The organism is Streptomyces sp. NPDC058052 (genome assembly GCF_042885515.1).
GTDB lineage: Bacteria > Actinomycetota > Actinomycetes > Streptomycetales > Streptomycetaceae > Streptomyces.
In genome coordinates this window covers 104,318-124,791 of record NZ_JBHVRX010000020.1, presented here as the reverse complement: position 1 = coordinate 124,791, position 20,474 = coordinate 104,318, and the positions used below count along the sequence as shown (strand labels likewise).

Here is a 20,474-nt window from a genome sequence, read left to right as displayed (position 1 = left end):
GCGGGTGGGCGCCGACCGGTCGGCGCCCACGGCGTCCGCCACCCGCCACCCGCCGTGAGTCGTCCGGCGGGCCGGGCCGTCCCGGGCCCGTGGCCGGCTCCCCGGCTCTCCGGGCCCGGGTCAGGCGTGGGTGAGCGGGGGGACCGGGGCGGCTTCCACCGAGCGGGCCGCGCGGTCGAGCGCGCTGGCGAGCAGGGCCAGGTCCGTCGGGCCGTTGCCCAGCTCGCGGACCGGGCGGCGGGCGGGCGGGTCGCCCATCCGCTCCCACTCCAGCGGGACGACGGTCGGCCGCAGCGTCGCCGTCCGGGGGATCCTGCCCGTGATCCGGCCGGCCTGGAACGGCGTCACCCGTCCGTCCGGATGCCCCAGCCGGCCCCGGCCGGGCGCCGGTACGTCGGGCCCCGGCACGCTCGCGGGCGCGTCCAGCACCACGCGGAGCCGGGCGCCGTTCGCCAGGTCGGTGTCGACGGTCCGGTCCGGCCGGGCGGAGGTCGCGATCAGGTGCACCCCGAGCCGTTCGCCGTGGCGTGCGACCGCCTCCAGGGCCCGGACGACGGACCCGGCGGCGGGCCGCCCCGACGCGCCGAGGGCGGGGGCGACGAGGGCGTCGAAGTCGTCCACGAGGACGACGAGCCGGGGCAGCGGCACCCGGCCGCCGGCGGGCCGGGGCAGGTGGTCCTCCTCGCTGCCCGGGCGGGGCACGCGCGCGCTGCTCCGCTCGCCGATCGAGCCCGGTCCGTAGTCGGCCCGCGGCGCGTGCGCCGCCCGCCCGCCCGCGGAGCCGCGTACGTCTCCGCCCGCCGCCGGGTACGCCGTACGGCCGCTCGCCGAGCCCGGCAGGTCGCCCGCGCCCGGGTACGCCGTGCGCCCGCTCGCCGAGCCGGGCAGATCGCCCGCGCCCGGGTGGGCCGTACGGCCGCTCGCCGAGCCCGGCAGGTCGCCCGTGCCCGGGTACGCCGTACGGGCGCTCGGGTTCCTGGAGAGGTCGGAGGCGCTCGGGTACGGGGCACGGCCGCCGGCCGTGCCGGTCACGTCCTGGGCGCCGGGGTAGGCGGTGCGGCCGCTCGCGGAGCCGGGGACGTCGCCCGCGCCGGGGGAGGACGCACGCCCGCCGGCGCCGCCCGGGGTGTCCCCCGTGCCCCGGTGGGCCGTACGCCCGCTCGCCGAGCCGGGCAGGTCGCCCGCGCCCGGGTGGGCCGTACGGGCGCTCACAGTGTCGCGGAGGTCGTCGACGCCCTGCGGAGAGTCGTCGGTGCGGAGGGTGCGGCCGCTGGGGCGGCTGGGCAGGTCACCGGGGCGGCCGCCCGGGCGGCCGTTGAAGGCGGCCGGGAGATCGCCCACGTGGGCGCGGCCGCCCAGGCGGTCGCTGGGCGTCGGGGGCAGCTCGTCGGAGGCGCCGGCGGGGCGGGGGACACGGGCCGAGGGGCGGCCGGTGAGGTCGTCCGCGCCCTGGTACGGCGTCCGGGCCCCCGGCGGGCTGTCGCCCACCGCGCCCGCGCCCGTGCGCAGGGTGCGGCCGCTCGGGCGGCCGCCCAGGTCCGCGTCGGGGAGCCGGAGGCTCGTCCGGACGCCCTGCGGCACCGCCTCGGCGGCGCTCGGGGTCCGCTGGCCGATCACCGCGCGCGTGCTCCGGCGGTCGGCGAAGTCCGCGTCCCCGAGCAGCTCCGCGCGGCGCTTCAGCTCCGCACCCAGCGCCTGGGCGAACTCCCGCATCCGGACCGGGTCCGACGCCACCAGGTGCTCGGTGACGTGCGGGAGCTCCGTACAGGCCGCGAGGCCCTCGCCGCGCTCGCCGCCGGCGCCGTCCACCAGGAGCAGCCCGAGCCGGTCCGGGCGGGCGCCGGCCGCGAGGGAGGCGGCGACGGAACGCAGCAGCTCCGTCCGGCCACTGCCCGCGGGGCCCTCGATCAGCAGGTGCGGGCCCTCCGCCGTGAGGTCCACCGAGAGCGGGCCGCGCGGGCCCGCGCCGAGGACGGCCGTGCCCTCCCCGGCGGACGCCCAGCGGGCCATCAGGGACGCGGGCGTGGCCCGGGCCAGGCCGAGCTCGTCCAGGAGCCGGGACGACGGCGGCAGCGCGGCGGCCCGCCCCGGCGCGGCCGACGCCGCGTCCGTGCGCAGCGGGGCCAGCGCCCGCCCGAAACGCTCCGCCCAGGCGACGGAGACCGCGTCCACGACGCCGACCGTGCCGTGGCCCGCGACCCGCCCGCCGGACGTCCGCAGCAGCCGCAGCGCCGTCGCCACGTCACCGCTGAGGAGGGCCGCGGCCCCGCACTCGCGGAAGGCGAGGGAGGCCGCGCAGGCCGCCTCGTAGGTGGCGGCGACCGGCGAGGCCGGGGAGGCCGAGGGCGCCTCGGCCAGACAGATCAGATGGATGCCGGCCGCCGCGCCGGCCCCGGCGAGCCGGGCCACCGTCTCGCGCAGCGCCGCCGTGCCGGGGTCGCCGTCCACCACGACGACGGTCGCCGGGCCCGCGTACCGCGCGGCGGCCTCCGCGACCGCGGCCCGGTCCGCGCTGGCCCAGCCGGGCCCGAGCGGCCCGTCGTCGAGGCGCCGGGTCAGCTCGGCCGTACGGGCCTGGGCCTGCTCGCGGTCGTACGCGAGGAGCAGCCGGCAGTCCTGGCCGTGCGCGGGCCGCGCGTGCGGGAGCCAGCCGAGCCAGCCCCAGGCGCGCCGCCGCTCCTCCAGGGGGCGGTTCCGGTCGGCGCTGACGAGGACGATCTCCAGGTCGGCGGGGGAGTGCAGCGCGGCCAGCTGGGCCACCACGGCCCGGGCCAGTCCGGCCAGCCGGTCCGCCGGTCCGGCCAGGCCCAGGGAGCCCGCCTCGCGCAGCCCGACGGTGACGGGCACCCCGGACAGCTCCGCGCGGTCGGCGGTGCCGAGCCGGACCACCAGGGCCTCGGCGTGGCCCGGGTCCCGCTCCCACAGCCGGGGGCCGGGGCCGAGCGCGGTGAGCAGCACGGCCGCGGGGTCGGGCCAGGTGTCGGGCGCGGCGGTCCCGCCGGGCGCGTCGGACCGGGCCGCCTCGGGCGCGGCCGGGGACGCCGGCACGCCCGCCGCGGGGTCCGCCTCGCGGCCGCCCGCGAGCCGTCGGGCCCAGGCGCCGAGTCCGCGCCGGCCGGTCCTGCGGGTGGCCGGGTCGGCGCCGTCGGAGCCCGTACGGACCCGGCTGTGCGCCTCGCCGCCGTCGCCGCCCTCGGGGTCCCGGACCCGCGCGTGCCCGGCGTCCGGCCAGGCGTCGGCGAGCGGCACGCCACCCGCGCCGTGGGTCTCGGGGCCGTGTCCGGTCCAGGAGGACGGGGCGGAGGCGCCCGTCGGGGCGGGGATCTCGCCGGGTCCGGCCCACGCGCCGCCCGCGTCGGGCCCGGGGGAGCGGCCGGGCCGCCCGCCGCCGTCCGCGTCCGCGCAGGGCTGCGGCGGGGGCACGCGCAGGTGGCCCTCGCCGTCGGGGGCCGTGGGCAGCGTCCCGGAGTCCGCCGGGGCGTCGTCGGGGACGGTGAGCCGCAGGGTGGACTCGCCGAGGCGGAGGAGGGCGCCGGGGCGCAGCCGGACCGGGCGGTCGCCGACGGGCGCGCCGTCGAGCGTGGTGCCGTTGGTGGAGCCGAGGTCGGCGACGGTGACCCGGCCGTCGCCGGCGACGGTCACCGTGCAGTGGGCGCGGGAGACGTCCGGGTCGTCCAGCGGCACGTCCGCCTCCACGGAGCGGCCGACGCGGATCGCCCCGCCGTGCAGCAGGTGCACCCCGCCCGCGTCCGGGCCGGCGACGACGTGCAGCCGGGCGGCGGAGGAGGCGGTGGTGGCGAGGCCGGCGCGGTCGTCCGGGTCGGGGGCGTGGAGCGCGAGGACCGCCCCGTCGACCAGCGGCGGCTCGCCCAGCACGCAGCGGCGGGCGTCCAGCCGCTCCGCGCCCGCGTACAGCACGGGTGTGCCGCTTCCGGCCGCGTCGGGGCCGGTGACGGCGGCGGCGAGGTTCGAGGCCACGGCGGACAGCGCCGTGCCCGCGGGGGCCGTGACGAGCACGTCGCAGGCGCGGCCGGCGCCGTGGCCGGCGTGCGGCGCGAGGACGGTCAGCCGGATCTGCATCGCCGTCAGCGGTCCCTTCTGCGCGACATGCCCGGCAGGGGACCGCCCCGTGTCACCCCCCACCCGGCACGGACGCGTCGCCCGGTACAGGTCGGCACGGCGCGGGGGCTCCCGACCCCACCGATGCGACGTGCTGGAGGCATCCTCGCACCTGCCGCCGACACTCCGCCGCCGGGTCGCCCGGAAGTGATCTTGAACAGTCGTCCGGAGCCGCCGGGTGTGACGCGAAAACGCCAGGTCGTCCGGTGGGGCGGGGCCGGTGCGGCAACCATCCGGACCGGAGGAGCGTCTTCTTCCGGACAAGTTCGGACGGAATCCGGGTGGGATTCCGGCGGCGATCACAGGCGGAGGCGGACGGCCGTCCGGAGGCCCGGAGGGTCAGGACGTGTCAGCGGAAATCGGCCTGTGGACGACCGGGCTGTGACCCGTTCGGCGGCACTAGAGTGGGTCGGACACCCGGACGGGTCACAACAGAGACAAGAGGGCCTCCGGGGCCCGGCTCGGCTCGCCGAGCGGGACCGGCCATCCAGGACCAAGACCAGCAGGGAGCGCGTGACGTGCGGCCAATCGGCAGCAAGTACCTGCTCGAGGAGCCGCTCGGCCGCGGCGCCACGGGCACCGTCTGGCGAGCCCGCCAGCGGGAGACGGCGGGCGCCGAGGCGGCCGTGCCCGGCCAGCCCGGCGAGACCGTCGCGATCAAGGTCCTCAAGGAGGAGCTGGCCAACGACGCGGACATCGTGATGCGCTTCCTGCGCGAGCGGTCCGTCCTCCTGCGGCTCACGCACCCGAACATCGTGCGCACCCGCGACCTGGTCGTCGAGGGCGATGTCCTCGCCCTGGTCATGGACCTCGTCGAGGGTCCCGACCTGCACCGCTACCTGCGTGAGAACGGCCCGCTGACCCCGGTCGCCGCCGCCCTGCTCACCGCGCAGATCGCCGACGCGCTCGCCGCCAGCCACGCCGACGGCGTCGTCCACCGCGACCTCAAGCCGGCCAACGTGCTGGTGGCCGAGCGGGACGGCGCCATGCACCCGATGCTGACCGACTTCGGCATCGCGCGCCTCGCCGACTCCCCGGGCCTCACCCGCACCCACGAGTTCGTCGGCACGCCCGCGTACGTGGCGCCGGAGTCCGCCGAGGGCCGCCCGCAGACCTCCGCCGTCGACATCTACGGCGCCGGCATCCTCCTGTACGAGCTGGTCACCGGCCGCCCGCCGTTCGCCGGCGGCACGGCCCTCGAAGTCCTCCACATGCACCTCAGCGAGGAGCCCCGGCGCCCCTCCACCGTGCCCGCGCCCCTGTGGACGGTCATCGAGCGCTGCCTCAGCAAGGACCCCGCGCGGCGGCCCAGCGCCGTCAACCTGGCGCGCGGCCTGCGCACGGTGGCCGCCGGCATCGGCGTCCACTCCTCGCCCGCCCAGATCGAGGCCGCCGAGGGCGTCGGCGCCCTGCTCGCCCCGGACCCCGATCCGGCGCAGGTCCCCGGGACCCCCGGTGCCGCGGACCCCACGCAGGTGCTGCCCGCCGGCGCCGGCGGCCACTTCGACCCGGCCGCCGCCACCAGCGTCCTGCCCACCGGCGGACCGGCCGGCTCCGCCGACCCGACCACGGTCCTGCCGGCCGGCGCCCCCGGCGCGGCGGACCCGACCGCCGTCATGCCCGCCATGCCGGCGAACCCGCCGGCGGAGGACCCGCACCCCTGGCAGAGCCAGCTCGCCGCCGCCCGGGACCGCAACGAGCAGACCCAGGTCCAGTACCTGGACCCCAGCGAGGACCCGCTGCGCCGCCGCCCCCCGCGCCGCCCGCAGCAGCCGCCGCAGGCCCCGCCGTACCAGCAGGGCCCGCCGCCGCAGCAGTACCAGCAGCAGCCGCCGCCCTACCAGCAGCCGCAGCAGCCGCCGCCGTACCAGCAGCAGCGCCCCGCGCCCCAGCGGCCGGCGCCGAGCCCGCAGCCGTACCAGCAGCAGCCCGCCCCGCAGCGGTACGCGCCCCCGCCGCCCCCGCAGCAGCAGTACGCGCCGCCTCAGCAGCCGCAGCAGCCCCAGCGGCCGCAGCCGCCCGCCCCGGCCCCGCGCGAGCCGCGCCGGCGAAGCGCCAACCCGGTGCGGATCCCCGGCCTCGGCTGCCTGAAGGGCTGCCTGGTCATGATCGTCCTCTTCGTGGTGGCCGGCTGGCTCGTCTGGGAGCTCACCCCGCTCCAGGACTGGATCGCCCAGGGCAAGGGCTACTGGGAGGCCATCGGCGACGGCATCGCCACCGTCAGCGACTGGATCTCCACCATCGGGGACGCCACCGGATCCTCCGGATCGGGCGGCACCGGCCAGTAGCCGCCGCCCCCCAGAGCGGTACCGGCGGCCGTACCAGGAGCGGCATCGAGGGCAGTACGACCGCCGGAACGCGGTCGTACTGCCGATTTATCGACTTCCGAGGGGTGATTTCGCTCCGGAAGTGACGTGCGGCGGCCCGGGACGCGTAACTTTGACGCGAACCGCAGCCGCTGAGGGAGCAGTCTTGGCACGGAACATCGGCAGCCGCTACACCGCCCACCAGATCCTCGGGCGGGGCAGCGCCGGAACGGTGTGGCTCGGCGAGGGGCCCGAAGGCCCCGTCGCCGTCAAACTCCTGCGCGAGGACCTGGCCTCCGACCAGGAGCTCGTCGGCCGTTTCGTGCAGGAGCGGACCGCCCTGCTCGGACTCGACCACCCGCGCGTGGTCAAGGTCCGCGACCTCGTCGTCGACGGCAACGACCTCGCCCTCGTCATGGACCTGGTCCGCGGCACCGACCTGCGCACCCGCCTCGACCGCGAGCGCCGGCTCGCTCCGGAGGCGGCCGTCGCGATCATCCGGGACGTCGCCGAGGGCCTCGCCGCCGCCCACGCGGCTGGCGTCGTCCACCGGGACGTCAAGCCGGAGAACATCCTCCTCGACATGGAGGGCCCGATCGGCCCCGGCGGCGCCCACCCCGCCCTCCTCACCGACTTCGGCGTCGCCAAGCTCATCGACACCCCCGGCCGCACCAAGGCCACCCGGATCATCGGCACCCCCGACTACCTCGCCCCCGAGATCGTCGAGGGCCTGCCGCCGCGCGCCGCCGTCGACATCTACGCCCTCGCCACCGTCCTGTACGAGCTGCTCGCCGGCTTCACCCCGTTCGGCGGCGGCCACCCCGGCGCCGTCCTGCGCCGCCACGTCACCGAGACGGTCGTCCCGCTCCCCGGCATCCCCGAGGAGCTGTGGCAGCTGCTCGTCCAGTGCCTCGCGAAGGCCCCCGCCTCCCGGCTGCGCGCCTCCGAGCTGGCCGCCCGCCTCGCCGACGTCCTGCCGCTGCTCAAGGGCATCCCGCCGCTGGACGTGGACGAGCCCGACGCCGAGCCCGCTCCCCCGGAGCCGTACGAGGACCCCGCGTACGCCACCGCCGCCGGCGCGGCCACCGACACCGGCCGCCGCCGTGCCGCCGTCCCGCTGGTGCCCGGCGCCTCCGCCGACTCCCACCGCGACACCCACACCTCCATGCGCGTGCCCGGCCCCGAGGAGCTGTCCGGCGGCCCGCACGGCACCGCCCGCGCCCCGCGCCCGGCCGGCGCCCGCCGGCCCGGTTCGGCGCGCAACCGGTCCGGGGTGGTCCGCAAGCGCCGGATCGCCCTCGGCATCGCGGCCGCCGTGGCCGCGGGAGCGCTCGGCGTCGGCGGCTATCTGGCGCTCGCCGGGGACGGCGGGACCCCGCCCCAGGACTCCCGGCCGTCCTCGCAGCCCGCGCAGCCGTGACCCCGCCCGTCCACAGGGCGGACGGGCACAGGTTCGGCTCCCGGCCGGGAGCCGTTACGCTGGACGCGTGGCAGTCGTCGATGTATCCGAAGAGCTGAAGTCCCTCTCCTCGACCATGGGGTCGATCGAGGCCGTCCTGGACCTCGACAAGCTGAGGGCCGACATCGCCGTGCTCGAAGAGCAGGCCGCGGCCCCGTCCCTGTGGGACGACCCGGAGGCGGCGCAGAAGATCACGAGCAAGCTTTCCCACCTCCAGGCCGAGGTCCGCAAGGCCGAGACGCTGCGCGGCCGCATCGACGACCTCGAGGTCCTCTTCGACCTCGCCGAGGAGATGGACGACGCGGACACCCGCGCCGAGGCGGAGGCCGAGCTCACCGCGGTGCGCAAGGCGCTCGACGAGATGGAGGTCCGCACCCTCCTCTCCGGCGAGTACGACGAGCGCGAGGCGCTGGTCAACATCCGTGCCGAGGCCGGCGGCGTCGACGCCTCCGACTTCGCCGAGCGCCTCCAGCGCATGTACCTGCGCTGGGCCGAGCGCCACGGCTACTCGACCGAGATCTACGAGACCTCGTACGCGGAAGAGGCCGGCATCAAGTCGACCACCTTCGTCGTCAAGGCCCCGTACGCCTATGGCACCCTCTCCGTCGAGCAGGGCACCCACCGCCTGGTGCGCATCTCGCCCTTCGACAACCAGGGCCGCCGCCAGACCTCCTTCGCGGGCGTCGAGATCCTCCCGGTCGTCGAGTCCTCGGACCACGTGGAGATCGAGGAGTCGGACCTCCGGGTCGACGTGTACCGCGCCTCGGGCCCCGGTGGCCAGGGCGTCAACACGACCGACTCGGCCGTGCGCATCACGCACCTCCCGACCGGCATCGTGGTCTCCTGCCAGAACGAGCGCTCGCAGATCCAGAACAAGGCGAGCGCCATGAACGTCCTCCAGGCCAAGCTGCTGGAGCGTCAGCGCCAGGAGGAGCGGGCCAAGATGGACGCCCTCAAGGACAGCGGCAGCTCCTGGGGCAACCAGATGCGGTCGTACGTCCTCCACCCGTACCAGATGGTCAAGGACCTCCGGACGGAGTTCGAGGTCGGCAACCCGCAGTCCGTCCTGGACGGCGAGATCGACGGCTTCCTGGAGGCCGGCATCCGCTGGCGCAAGCAGCAGGAGCAGGCGAAGTAACCGCCCCGCAGCGTTCGTTTCCGGGCCCCGCACCTTTCGGTGCGGGGCCCGGCGCGTTCGCCGGTGCAAGCGGTTCGGAGGTGGGTGAGGTGCTTTGTCGACAAGGGAACTGCCCCCGCAGGGCCTGCAGTTCCGGGTTTACGTCACAGTTGCATCGTCACATGTCGGCCAACTGGTGATCTTTCGGGCATCGCACGCGCAACGGCCTTGACGCTGCATCGGAAACTCGGAAGGGTGGCTGGATGGCATGCGCATATCTGGGGCGCGTGTGAACGGGGGCAGGTCCAGTAACCATGACGCTTCCCGTGCCCGGGGCCCCTGGCGCTGCCCCATGACGAGATGAAGCTACTGGGGGTAGCAACCAGATGACCAACAAGACGCGAGTCCGCCTGGCGCGAGTCGCGGCCGGTGCCGTGATCATCGCCGGTGCGTCCCTGACCGCGGCCGGCGCCGCGCAGGCCGTCAGCAGTGGCAACGACGGCGGCTCGACCCTCGAGGTGACGGTCGGCGCGCTGGGTGACAGCGACGGAAACACCACCATCGGTGACATCGAGGGTGGCGAGAACGGCGGCAACGACGGCGGTGCCGATGGTGGCGACGGCGGTGCGGCCGACGGCGGTGCCGATGGTGGCGACGGTGGCGCGGCCGATGGTGGCGCCGATGGTGGTGCGGCCGACGGTGGTGCCGACGGTGGCGACGGTGGCGCGGCCGACGGCGGTGCCGACGGTGGCGACGGTGGCGCGGCCGACGGTGGCGCCGATGGTGGCGACGGTGGCGCGGCCGACGGCGGTGCCGACGGTGGCGCGGCCGACGGCGGTGCCGACGCCGGCAACGGTGGCAACGGCAACGGCGGGAACGGGAACGGCGGGAACGGGAACGGCGGCAACGGCGGCTCCTCCACCACCGGCGGTTCCTCGACCGGCGGCGGCTCGTCCACCACCGGCGGTTCCTCGACCGACGGTGGCTCCTCCGCCACCGGCGGTTCCTCGACCGACGGCGGCTCGTCCGCCGACGGCGGCTCCGGCACCTGCACCGTCGAGCTCGACGGTGTCGAGTGCGTCGCCGACGGCTCGACCGGCTCCAACGGTTCGACCGGTTCGAACAACAACACCGACACCCAGCAGGCCGGCTCGCAGCCGGTGCAGCAGGGCGAGGCCAAGGAGGAGCTCGCCGAGACCGGTGCGGCCGAGACCTCGTTCCTGATCATCGGCGCCGCCACCATGATCGCCGGTGGCATCGGCTTCCGCTTCCTGCCGCGCCTCGTCGCGGGCGGGCGCGGCGCCGCCGCCTGACGACCGCTTGATCGCGGACTGAACGCGCGCTGAACACGCGGAAGGGCCGGGGAGGATCTCCTCCCCGGCCCTTCCGTCGTTCCGGCTCGTGTACGGGCCTCAGGCCCTCGCCTACACCGTGCGGACCGCCGCCAGCAGTGCCAGCGTCGCCAGCAGGGCGATCACCAGCGTCAGTACCATCGCGGGGGACAGTCCCTGCGGTGCCAGGCGCTCGCGGTTGGCCCGGCAGACGGGGCAGCGACCCTCGGCGACCGGGGCCGCGCAGTTGGCGCACACCAGTCGGTCGTAGGTCATACGCTCTCCTCCTCCCGCACGGGGCTCACACCAGGACAACGTCCGGCACCATCCGGACGTTCCCCCTACCACTGTGCCAGCTCCGCGAGGTTCCGGCGCGCCCCGGCCGTGAACGCTTCCGTTCCGCCCCCGAGGGCGAAAAAGGATAAAGCACGCAAGCCCGGACCGCGACTGCGCGGGGCTTCCCGGTTCGCGTAAGGTCACGCACACCTACTCCCGGCCGACCGTGGTGCATTCGTGATCCGATTCGACAACGTCTCCAAGTCCTATCCGAAGCAGAACCGCCCCGCGCTCCGGGATGTCTCCCTGGAGATCGAGAAGGGGGAGTTCGTCTTCCTCGTCGGTTCGTCCGGCTCCGGAAAGTCGACCTTCCTCCGGCTGCTCCTGCGTGAGGAGCGCGCCAGCCAAGGGCAGGTGCACGTCCTCGGCAAGGACCTCGCCCGGCTCTCCAACTGGAAGGTGCCGCACATGCGGCGCCAGCTCGGCACCGTCTTCCAGGACTTCCGCCTGCTGCCGAACAAGACCGTCGCGCAGAACGTGGCCTTCGCGCAGGAGGTCATCGGCAAGCCGCGCGGCGAGATCCGCAAGGCCGTCCCCCAGGTGCTCGACCTGGTCGGCCTGGGCGGCAAGGAGGACCGCATGCCGGGCGAGCTGTCCGGTGGTGAGCAGCAGCGCGTCGCCATCGCCCGCGCCTTCGTCAACCGCCCGATGCTGCTGATCGCGGACGAGCCCACCGGCAACCTCGACCCGCAGACCTCCGTCGGCATCATGAAGCTGCTCGACCGCATCAACAGGACAGGGACCACCGTCGTCATGGCGACCCACGACCAGAACATCGTCGACCAGATGCGCAAGCGCGTCATCGAGCTGGAGAAGGGCCGCCTCGTCCGCGACCAGGCGCGCGGCGTCTACGGCTACCAGCACTGACGGCGGGGGAACCAGAACACCATGCGCGCTCAGTTCGTGCTCTCCGAGATCGGCGTCGGCCTCCGGCGCAACCTGACGATGACCTTCGCGGTCATCGTCTCCGTGGCCCTGTCGCTGGCCCTGTTCGGCGGTGCCCTGCTCATGCGCGAGCAGGTCTCCACGATGAAGGACTACTGGTACGACAAGGTCAACGTCTCCATCTTCCTCTGCAACAAGACGGACGCCTCCAGCTCGCCGAAGTGCGCCAAGGGCGCCGTCACCAAGCAGCAGCGCGAGCAGATCCAGGCCGACCTCAAGGACATGGACATCGTGGAGAACGTCATCCACGAGACGGCCGAGGAAGCCTTCAAGCACTACAAGGAGCAGTACGGCGACACCGCCATCGCCTCCGTCATCACCCCGGACCAGATGCAGGAGTCGATCCGGGTGAAGCTGAAGGACCCGGAGAAGTACAAGGTGGTCGCCACCGCCTTCGCCGGCCGGGACGGCATCGAGTCCGTCCAGGACCAGCGCTCCATCCTGGAGACGCTGTTCAACATGATGCGGAGCGTCAACTACGCGGCCGTCGCGCTGATGCTCCTCATGCTGGTCATCGCGCTCATGCTGATCATCAACACGGTCCGCGTCTCGGCCTTCAGCCGCCGCCGCGAGACCGGCATCATGCGGCTGGTCGGCGCCTCCAGCTTCTACATCCAGATGCCGTTCATCATGGAGGCCGCGTTCTCGGGCCTCATCGGCGGCGCCTTCGCCTGCGTGCTGCTCCTCGCCGGCCGGTACTTCCTCGTCGACCACGGCCTCAACCTCGCCGAGCAGATGCCGCTGGTGAACTTCATCGGCTGGGACGTGGTCCTCGCCCAGCTGCCGCTGGTGATCGTCATCGGCCTGCTGATGCCGTCCGTGGCCGCGTTCATCGCGCTGCGCAAGTACCTGAAGGTGTGAGAAGAGACCCCTGACGGCGGATGGCGTCCTGAGGCCAAAGCCTCGGTGGCGCCGCCGCCTTGTCCTAGAGTGGGCGCCATGCCGGCCGGCCCCGCGCCCCTCTGTCTCCGGCCCCGCGGTGTCGTCCGCGGGGCCGTTCTCACGTTGGTCTTCGCCGGAGTGCTCGCCACGGCCGCCGCGACCGGCGCGCTGCCCCGGGAGGACGGCGCCGGGCCGGAGCCGCGGGCCGGCGCCGGGGACCGCGCCGTCCTCGACCGGGCGGCCCTCCACCGCGTCGCCGCCGAGGCCGTCGCCGACGGCAAGTCCGGCAAGCAGGCCGCCGAGGAGTTCGTCAGCCGCAGCGGCGACCGCTGGGGCGCGGTCTACGACCAGCGGGAGTACGCCGAGTTCGAGCAGTCCCTCGACGGCGCCTACACCGGCGTCGGCCTCTCCGCCGGGGCGACGGCGGAGGGAGAGGGCCGTACGTCCTCCGGGGACGGCGTCCGGGTCACCCGGGTGCGGGCCGGCGGCCCCGCCGGCCGGGCCGGGGTGCGGACCGGCGATCTGCTGCTCGCCGTCGGCGGGCGCGCCACCGAGGGCCTGTCCGTCTCCGAGGTCGTCTCCCTGCTGCGCGGCGACGGCGTGCCCGGCTCCGCCGTGTCCCTGCGGATCGGGCGCTCCGGCATGACCTGGACCCAGACCCTGCGCCGGGAGCGGCTCGCGACCGACCCCGTCACCGTCTCCCGCCCCGACCCGAGGACCGTCGTCATCCGGGTCGCCGCCTTCAGCAAGGGCGCCGGCGCCCGGGTGCGGGACGCGGTCCGCACCGCCCCGGCCGGCGCGGGGGTCCTGCTCGACCTGCGCGGGAACTCCGGCGGGCTGGTCGACGAGGCCGCCGTCGCCGCGTCCGCCTTCCTCGACGGCGGGCTGGTCGCCACGTACGACGTCGAGGGCGAGCAGCGGGCCCTGTACGCGGAGCGGGGCGGCGACACCGGCCGGCCCCTGGTCGCGCTGATCGACGGGGGCACCATGAGCGCGGCCGAGCTGCTCACCGGCGCGCTCCAGGACCGGGGCCGGGCGGTCACCGTCGGCACCAACACCTTCGGCAAGGGCTCGGTGCAGATGCCGAGCAGGCTGCCCGACGGCTCGGTCGCCGAGCTCACCGTGGGCCACTACCGCACCCCCGCGGGGCACGAGGTGGACGGACAGGGCATCGCGCCCGACCTGCCGGCCGGGGAAGGGGCGGAGGAGCGGGCCCGCACGGTATTGAGTGGCCTCGGAGGGGGCTCGTAGTGCGAAAATGGCCGCACTATGGCTAAGGGACTCGTCAACGTGCAGGGCAAGCCTGCCAAGAAGGCCCAGGACAAGGGGCCGGAGCGCAAGCTCATCGCGCAGAACAAGAAGGCGCGCCACGACTACCTCATCCTCGACACGTACGAGGCGGGCGTGGCGCTCATGGGCACGGAGGTGAAGTCGCTCCGGATGGGGCGGGCCTCTCTGGTGGACGGCTTCGTCCAGATCGAGGGCCACGAGGCGTGGCTGTACAACATCCACGTCCCCGAGTACATGCAGGGCAGCTGGACCAACCACTCGGCGAAGCGGAAGCGGAAGCTGCTGCTGCACCGGGCGGAGATCGACAAGCTGGAGCAGAAGGCGTCGGAGACCGGTCACACGATCGTGCCCCTCGCGCTGTACTTCCTGGGCGGCCGGGTGAAGTGCGAGATCGCGCTCGCCAAGGGCAAGAAGGAGTTCGACAAGCGCCAGACGCTCCGGGAGAAGCAGGACACGCGCGAGACCGCTCGCGCGATCGCCGTGGCGAAGCGGCGCCAGCGGGCCCAGGCCCGTTAATCCGCTGGCACCGGTGGCCGCGGGTCACGTACCATGGGCCACGCACCCCACCGAGGGCGCACTTTGAAAAATCAACATGGGGATGATCGGTTTCGACAGCGGATGTCGAAGCAGGGGAAGCGTGTCGAGGAAGCGGCAATGATCTCGTAAACCACGCGCCGAAACCAATAATCGCCAACACCAAGCGCGATTCCTTCGCCCTCGCTGCCTAAGTAGCGACTTGCGAAGTGTCAGCCCGGGGCTGTTCCCGACCCGGATCCTGGCATCAGCTAGGGGACTAAACCTTGATCCCGGTCACGGGGTGAAGAGGGAAATCAAACAGTGACTGAGCCCGTTCCGGACTTGTCTGGGTGATCCGGAGGGCTGAGAAACTCGTACCAGACTGCACACGGAGAAGCCCTGATTCCGCACCGTTGGACGCGGGTTCGATTCCCGCCATCTCCACCGAGAGCCCGGGAGGCCAAGCACCTCCCGGACGCCTCATCCCATGTGGGCGAAGGCCCGGTGGTCGCGCGAGCGACCGCCGGGCCTTCGTCATGTCCGCACCGCGCCGCGGCGGCCGACACCGGTCGCCGCGCACAGGGCCAGCGCCAGGGCCGCGGCCGCCACCGGGAGGACGAAGCCGAGCGCCGGGTCCGGAGTGTGGTCGGCGGTCCAGCCGCCGAGGGCCGCGCCCGCCGCGACCCCCGCCAGGAGCGCGGTCACCGCCAGGGTCATGCCCTCGTTCAGCCGGTCCGGCGGGACCAGCCGCTGGACCAGGCCCATGCCCGTGACCATCGTCGGGGCCGTCGCCATCCCCGCCACCAGCAGACCGGCGGCCAGGGCCGCGAGCGAGCCCGTGCGGGCCGCCAGCAGGGGCGCCGTCATCACCAGCGTCATCGCCGCCAGGCAGACGGCCAGGCCGGCGGTGCGGCGGGCCCGTCCGTAGAGCAGCCCGGCCGCGCAGGAGCCCGCCGCCTGGAGCGCGAGCACCGGCCCCGCGGCCGGACCGTCCACGAACGCCAGGGCGGTCACCTCCATCGAACCGAAGATCGCGCCCGTGGCGAGGAAGACCGCGAGCAGCGGGACCATCCCCGGCGCGCTCAGCGGCGAGCCCGCCGAGGTGCGCGGGGCGACCGGTGGCTCGGTCGACCGCTGGGCCGTGAAGAGCAGGACGCCGGCCAGGAGGAGGGCGGCGGCCAGCAGCGTGCCCGCCTCCGGGAAGAACGCCGAGCAGACCACCGCCGCCAGCACCGGTCCGAGCATGAAACAGAGCTCGTCGACGGCCTGCTCGAACGAGTTCGCCGTGTGCAGCGCCGCCGGGTCGCCCCGCAGCAGGTGCGCCCACCGGGCCCGGGACATGCCGCCCGCGTTCGGGGCGGTGCCGGTCAGCGCGACCGCGGCGAACAGCGCCCAGGCCGGCGTCCGCCCGAGGACGCAGAGCGCGAGGAGCACCTGGCCGGCGGCGGCCAGCGCGGCGGCCGGGACGGCGATCCGGGCCTGTCCGCGCCGGTCGACCAGCCGGGCGACCCAGGGCGCGGCCACCGCGCCGGACACCAGGCCGGTCGCCGCGACCGAACCGGCCAGGGCGTAGGAGTCGTACGCCGCCGAGATCATGATCACCCCGCTGATGCCGAACATCCCCGAGGGCAGCCGCGCGATCAGGTTCCCGGCCGTGAACGCGCGCGTGCCGGGGAGGACGAAGAGCCGGAGATAGGGGTTGCGGGGGACGGCGGCGGGCCGGTCGCGATAGCGGGGGGCCAGGCCCGGACCCGCCGGGGTGGGGACGAGAAGCTGGTGAGGCATGGTCCAAGGCTCCGGCCCGCCCGCCCGGACCGTCCAACACCCATGGGGTCGCCATTCACGCACCTGTGTTGTTGAATGCGGCGGGTGGCCACACCGTACGACATCGAGCCCCGGCTGCTGCGCGCCTTCACCGCCGTCGCCGAGGAGCTGCACTTCACCCGCGCCGCCGGACGCCTCTTCGTCGCCCAGCAGGCGCTCAGCCGGGACATCCGGCGCCTGGAGCGCGAGGTCGGCGCCCCGCTCTTCGTACGGACCACCCGGCAGGTCGCCCTCACCCCCGACGGCGAACGGCTCCTCCCCTACGCCCGCCGGGTCCTCGACGCCCACGACGCGCTCCGCGACGCCTTCCGGGCCGAGCACCGACCGCTCCTCGTGGACCTCAACACGCCCGGCCTCGTCCAGGACCGCGTCCTGCGCCGCGCCCGCGAACTCGCCCCCGAACAGGAGCTGATGGCCCGCTTCGAGTCCGGGCTCACCGGCGCCGTCCAGGAGATCCTGGCCGGACGGCTCGACGCCTCCTTCGGACGGTACGGCGGGCTCGCGCCCGGCCTGCGGGCCCGGCTCGGCGCGCAGTTCGTGCGGTACGAGCCGATGGCGGTGATCCTGCCCGAGGACCACGCACTCGCCGGACTCCCCGAGGTGCCGCTCGGCCGGCTCGCCGGCGAACGCCTCTACGCCGGCGCGGGGAACGACCGCACCCCCGAGTGGACCGACCTCGCCGTCCGGCTCTTCGACGGCCGCGGCATCCACCTCTCGCCGCCCGCGCCGCTCGCCGTCGGCCCGGAGGAGTTCCAGCGGATCATGGCCAAGCACCGGCACCCGGTGCTCGCCGTCGTCGGCTTCCCGCCCATGCCCGGCTGCGTCCTGCGCCCCCTCGTCGACCCCGTCCCCCTCTCGCCCGTCAGCCTGGTCTGGCGCAAGGGCCTGCGCCACCCCGCTCTCGACGCCCTCCGCGCGGCCGCCGCGGAACTGGCCGAGCGGGAGGGATGGCTGGAACGCCCGGCCGGCTCCTGGCTGCCGGACGGGGAACCGGGCGCCCCGCTCACACGGTCCGCCGCCGCCGGGTGAGAGCAAGGTTCCGCCGACGTCACCTCACGGCACCGTCCTGAAACGCGCCCTTCCTAGCGTCGGGGACACCAGGATCCGGGACCGGATCCGACACCGTGGAGGTGCGAGATGGGCGGGCGCTGGATCGACGTCTGGGAACCGGAGGACGAGACCTTCTGGCGGGAGAAGGGCGAACGGATCGCCCGGCGCAACCTCGCCTTCTCCGTCCTCTCCGAGCACATCGGCTTCTCCATCTGGAGCCTGTGGTCCGTCATGGTCCTCTTCATGGGGCCGCAGTACGGCATCGACCCCGCGGGCAAGTTCTTCCTCATCGCCACCGCCACCTTCGTCGGCGCGCTGATCCGCATCCCGTACACCTTCGCCGTCGCCCGCTTCGGCGGCCGCAACTGGACGATCTTCAGCGCCCTGCTGCTGCTCCTGCCGGCCGGCCTCGCCTTCGTCGTCATGGAACCCGGCACGTCCTATTCCACCTTCGTCCTGGTGGCCGCCCTCACCGGCGTCGGCGGCGGCAACTTCGCCTCCTCCATGACCAACATCAACGCCTTCTTCCCGCTCCGGAAGAAGGGCTGGGCCCTCGGCCTCAACGCCGGCGGCGGCAACATCGGCGTCCCCGTCGTCCAGCTCGTCGGCCTCCTCGTCATCGGCACCGCCGGCGCCCTGCACCCGAGGATCGTCCTCGGCGTCTACCTGCCGCTCATCGTGATCGCCGCCGTCTGCTCCGCGCTCTACATGGACAACCTCACGCCCGTGAAGAACGACACCGGAGCCGTCCGCGAGGCCCTCGGCGCCCGTCACACCTGGATCATGGCCTTCCTGTACATCGGGACCTTCGGCTCCTTCATCGGCTACAGCTTCGCCTTCGGCCTCGTCCTCCAGACCCAGTTCGGCCGCACCCCGCTCCAGGCCGCCTCGCTCACCTTCATCGGCCCCCTGCTCGGCTCCCTCATCCGCCCCTTCGGCGGCTCCCTCGCCGACAGGCACGGCGGCGCCCGCATCACCCTCGGCACCTTCGCCGCCATGTCCGCGGCGACCGGCGTGGTCCTCTACGCCTCCGTGACCGGGTCCCTCACCGTCTTCCTCGTCGGCTTCATCGCCCTCTTCGTCCTCAGCGGCCTCGGCAACGGCTCCACGTACAAGATGATCCCGGCGATCTTCCTCGCCCAGGGCCACCGCAAGGGCCTCTCCGGCGAGGCCGCGGAAGCCTACGGACGGCGGCTCTCCGGCGCCTCCATGGGCCTCATCGGCGCCGTCGGCGCCCTCGGCGGCCTCGGCATCAACCTCGCCTTCCGGCAGTCCTTCCAGACCGTCGGCACCGGCACCGGCGCCTTCGTCGCCTTCCTCGCCTTCTACGCCGCCTGCATGGCCGTCACCTGGGCGGTATACCTTCGGCGCCCGCCCGTCGTCCCCGACACCGCCGAGGGCGCCGAGGAGCCGGAGACCCGCCCCGGATACGCGAAGGTGTGAGCAGGCGTGCAGGGCGCGTACCGTAACGGCCAGGAAATACGCGTGAACCCCGACTGTCACGCGTCCGCGCCACTCTCGATGACCATGGACCAGCACGAACACGGACCCCTGGCCGGCTTCACCGTCGGCGTCACCGCGGCCCGGCGCGCGGACGAACTCATCGCCCTGCTGCGCCGGCGCGGAGCGTCCGTCGTGCACGGCCCCGCGCTGCGGATCGTCCCCCTCGCCGACGACACCGAACTCCTCGCCGCCACCAAGGAGATCATCGGCAACACGCCGGACGTCGTCGTCGCCACCACCGCGATCGGCTTCCGCGGCTGGGTCGAGGCGGCCGAGGGCTGGGGCCACGGCACCGAACTCCTCGGCGCCCTCCGCGAGGTCGAACTCCTCGCCCGCGGACCCAAGGTGAAGGGGGCCGTACGGGCCGCCGGACTCACCGAGTCCTGGTCGCCCTCCTCCGAGTCCATGGCGGAGGTCCTCGACCGGCTCCTCGCCGAAGGCGTCGCCGGGCGGCGGATCGCCCTCCAGCTCCACGGCGAACCGCTCCCCGGCTTCGTCGAGGCGCTCACCGCCGCCGGGGCGACCGTCCTCGGCGTCCCCGTCTACCGGTGGATGCCGCCGGAGGACCTCGGACCGCTCGACCGGCTCATCGACACGGTGCTGTCCGGCGCCGTCGACGCGGTCGCCTTCACCAGCGCGCCCGCGGCGGCGTCGCTCTTCGCCCGGGCCGCGGAGCGAGGGGTACGGGAGCGGGTCGTCGAGGCGCTGCGGCACGAGGTCCTCGCCGTGTGCGTGGGGCCGGTGACGGCACTGCCGCTCCAGGCCGAGGGGATCCCGACGCACCAGCCCGAACGGTTCCGGCTCGGGCCGCTCGTGCAGCTCCTCTGCACCGAACTGCCCGCGCGGTCACGGGTGCTGCCGGTCGCCGGGCACCGCGTCGAGATCCGCGGCCACGCGGTGCTCGTCGACGGCGAGCTGCGGCCCGTGCCGCCGGCCGGCATGGCGCTGCTCGGCCTCCTCGCCCGGCGGCCCGGCTGGGTGGTGTCCCGCGCCGACCTGCTGCGGGCGCTGCCGGGGGCCGGACGGGACGAGCACGCGGTCGAGACGGCGATGGCGCGGCTCCGCGCGTCGCTCGGGACGCCCAAGCTCATCCAGACGGTCGTCAAGCGCGGCTACCGCCTCTCCCTGGACCCCCTGGCCGACGACCCCACCCCATGACCGCGCGCTCCCGCGCCACCGCCCGTCCGCCGGCCCGCGACGGGGCGGCGGGCGCGGGGTACCGTACGCGGATGGCGGACGTGGGGGTCAGGGAGGCGCGGGCGGAGGACGCCCAGGCGCTGGCGGACGCGCTGACGCGGAACCGGGCGCACATGCGGCGCACCGAGCCGTACCGGGCCGAGCGGTACTACACCGCCGAGGCGCAGGCCGAGCGGCTGGCCGACGGCGGCCGCCGCTGGTTCGCCGTGGACGGGGAGCGGATCGTCGGCGCCGCCATCCTTTCGGGCATCGTGCTGGGGCCGTTCCGCAGCGCCTCCCTCGGCTACTGGGTGGACGGGGAGCTCCTCGGCCGGGGCGTCGCCTCCCTGCTCGTCGCCGAGGTGATCCGCGCGTCGCGGGACGAACTGGGGCTGCACCGGATCGAGGCGTGCACCCTGCTGGACAACCACGCCTCGCAGCGGGTCCTCGCCAAGGCGGGGTTCGAGCGGATCGGGACGGCCCCGCGCTACCTGCACATCGCGGGGGAGTGGCGCGACCACCACCTCTTCCAGCGGATCCTGCACGATCAGGCGCCTCCCCTCGCCTGACACGACCGCCACCGGTGGCGTACCTTTGACGGCTGCCCAGTGCACGTCAGA

Annotated in this window: 15 protein-coding genes and 1 other RNA gene; 13 read left to right on the top strand and 3 right to left on the bottom strand. The window is 74.8% G+C overall.

Going from position 1 to position 20,474, the window contains the following annotated elements; genetic code table 11:
• Positions 1 to 120 precede the first annotated feature (120 nt).
• Positions 121 to 4,080: an FHA domain-containing protein gene (locus tag ACFVU3_RS25830; RefSeq protein ID WP_390069714.1), complete on the bottom strand. Its 3,960-nt coding sequence runs from the start codon at positions 4,078 to 4,080 to the stop codon at positions 121 to 123.
• Positions 4,081 to 4,637: 557 nt separating this feature from the next.
• On the opposite strand from ACFVU3_RS25830, the gene ACFVU3_RS25825 reads away from it, so the two are divergent.
• From ACFVU3_RS25825 to ACFVU3_RS25810, 4 genes are all read left to right on the top strand, one after another.
• Positions 4,638 to 6,407, top strand: coding sequence for a protein kinase (locus ACFVU3_RS25825; protein ID WP_390069712.1), 1,770 nt, complete (start codon positions 4,638 to 4,640; stop codon positions 6,405 to 6,407).
• A 184-nt stretch (positions 6,408 to 6,591) separates the two neighbouring features.
• Entirely contained in the window at positions 6,592 to 7,845 is a 1,254-nt protein-coding gene (locus tag ACFVU3_RS25820; protein ID WP_390069710.1) for a serine/threonine-protein kinase, read from the top strand.
• A 67-nt stretch (positions 7,846 to 7,912) separates the two neighbouring features.
• Complete coding sequence (prfB, locus tag ACFVU3_RS25815) at positions 7,913 to 9,022, top strand: peptide chain release factor 2 (RefSeq protein ID WP_390069708.1); 1,110 nt, start codon at positions 7,913 to 7,915, stop codon at positions 9,020 to 9,022.
• Between the two features lie 365 nt (positions 9,023 to 9,387).
• A complete protein-coding gene (locus ACFVU3_RS25810) occupies positions 9,388 to 10,314 on the top strand; it encodes a hypothetical protein (protein WP_390069706.1) in 927 nt (308 codons plus the stop codon).
• Positions 10,315 to 10,425: 111 nt separating this feature from the next.
• Here ACFVU3_RS25810 and ACFVU3_RS25805 read toward each other — a convergent pair whose 3' ends face one another.
• On the bottom strand, positions 10,426 to 10,608 hold the full coding sequence (locus ACFVU3_RS25805) for a hypothetical protein (RefSeq protein WP_384671217.1): 183 nt from the start codon (positions 10,606 to 10,608) through the stop codon (positions 10,426 to 10,428).
• 237 nt (positions 10,609 to 10,845) lie between these two features.
• Between ACFVU3_RS25805 and ftsE the strand changes: the two genes are divergently transcribed.
• The 5 genes from ftsE to ssrA all read left to right on the top strand — a co-directional run bounded on the left by ftsE (position 10,846) and on the right by ssrA (position 14,748).
• Positions 10,846 to 11,535 (top strand): cell division ATP-binding protein FtsE, encoded by a 690-nt coding sequence (gene ftsE / locus ACFVU3_RS25800; RefSeq protein ID WP_053648390.1) that lies wholly within the window; start codon positions 10,846 to 10,848, stop codon positions 11,533 to 11,535.
• 21 nt (positions 11,536 to 11,556) lie between these two features.
• Entirely contained in the window at positions 11,557 to 12,474 is a 918-nt protein-coding gene (ftsX, locus tag ACFVU3_RS25795) for a permease-like cell division protein FtsX (RefSeq protein WP_390069704.1), read from the top strand.
• Between the two features lie 78 nt (positions 12,475 to 12,552).
• Positions 12,553 to 13,746 (top strand): S41 family peptidase, encoded by a 1,194-nt coding sequence (locus tag ACFVU3_RS25790; protein WP_390069702.1) that lies wholly within the window; start codon positions 12,553 to 12,555, stop codon positions 13,744 to 13,746.
• Between the two features lie 18 nt (positions 13,747 to 13,764).
• A complete protein-coding gene (smpB, locus tag ACFVU3_RS25785) occupies positions 13,765 to 14,301 on the top strand; it encodes an SsrA-binding protein SmpB (RefSeq protein ID WP_390069700.1) in 537 nt (178 codons plus the stop codon).
• Positions 14,302 to 14,379: 78 nt separating this feature from the next.
• Positions 14,380 to 14,748: a transfer-messenger RNA gene (ssrA, locus tag ACFVU3_RS25780) on the top strand.
• An 87-nt stretch (positions 14,749 to 14,835) separates the two neighbouring features.
• On the opposite strand, the gene ACFVU3_RS25775 is transcribed toward ssrA, so the two are convergent.
• A complete protein-coding gene (locus ACFVU3_RS25775) occupies positions 14,836 to 16,086 on the bottom strand; it encodes an MFS transporter (protein ID WP_390069698.1) in 1,251 nt (416 codons plus the stop codon).
• A gap of 84 nt (positions 16,087 to 16,170) precedes the next feature.
• Between ACFVU3_RS25775 and ACFVU3_RS25770 the strand changes: the two genes are divergently transcribed.
• From ACFVU3_RS25770 to ACFVU3_RS25755, 4 genes are all read left to right on the top strand, one after another.
• A complete protein-coding gene (locus ACFVU3_RS25770; protein ID WP_390069696.1) occupies positions 16,171 to 17,154 on the top strand; it encodes a LysR family transcriptional regulator in 984 nt (327 codons plus the stop codon).
• Positions 17,155 to 17,262: 108 nt separating this feature from the next.
• Positions 17,263 to 18,618, top strand: a complete 1,356-nt coding sequence (locus ACFVU3_RS25765; RefSeq protein WP_390069695.1) for a nitrate/nitrite transporter — start codon at positions 17,263 to 17,265, stop codon at positions 18,616 to 18,618.
• Positions 18,619 to 18,702: 84 nt separating this feature from the next.
• On the top strand, positions 18,703 to 19,836 hold the full coding sequence (locus ACFVU3_RS25760) for a uroporphyrinogen-III synthase (RefSeq protein WP_390069693.1): 1,134 nt from the start codon (positions 18,703 to 18,705) through the stop codon (positions 19,834 to 19,836).
• 71 nt (positions 19,837 to 19,907) lie between these two features.
• A complete protein-coding gene (locus ACFVU3_RS25755; protein WP_390069692.1) occupies positions 19,908 to 20,423 on the top strand; it encodes a GNAT family N-acetyltransferase in 516 nt (171 codons plus the stop codon).
• Positions 20,424 to 20,474 lie beyond the last annotated feature (51 nt).

Coding starts and splice junctions, on each gene's coding strand:
- ACFVU3_RS25830 (WP_390069714.1), bottom strand. CDS start 4,080: ATGCAGATCCGGCTGACCGTCCTCGCGCCGCACGCCGGCCACGGCGCC.
- ACFVU3_RS25810 (WP_390069706.1), top strand. CDS start 9,388: ATGACCAACAAGACGCGAGTCCGCCTGGCGCGAGTCGCGGCCGGTGCC.
- ACFVU3_RS25805 (WP_384671217.1), bottom strand. CDS start 10,608: ATGACCTACGACCGACTGGTGTGCGCCAACTGCGCGGCCCCGGTCGCC.
- ftsX (WP_390069704.1), top strand. CDS start 11,557: ATGCGCGCTCAGTTCGTGCTCTCCGAGATCGGCGTCGGCCTCCGGCGC.
- ACFVU3_RS25790 (WP_390069702.1), top strand. CDS start 12,553: ATGCCGGCCGGCCCCGCGCCCCTCTGTCTCCGGCCCCGCGGTGTCGTC.
- smpB (WP_390069700.1), top strand. CDS start 13,765: ATGGCTAAGGGACTCGTCAACGTGCAGGGCAAGCCTGCCAAGAAGGCC.
- ACFVU3_RS25775 (WP_390069698.1), bottom strand. CDS start 16,086: ATGCCTCACCAGCTTCTCGTCCCCACCCCGGCGGGTCCGGGCCTGGCC.
- ACFVU3_RS25765 (WP_390069695.1), top strand. CDS start 17,263: ATGGGCGGGCGCTGGATCGACGTCTGGGAACCGGAGGACGAGACCTTC.
- ACFVU3_RS25760 (WP_390069693.1), top strand. CDS start 18,703: ATGGACCAGCACGAACACGGACCCCTGGCCGGCTTCACCGTCGGCGTC.
- ACFVU3_RS25755 (WP_390069692.1), top strand. CDS start 19,908: ATGGCGGACGTGGGGGTCAGGGAGGCGCGGGCGGAGGACGCCCAGGCG.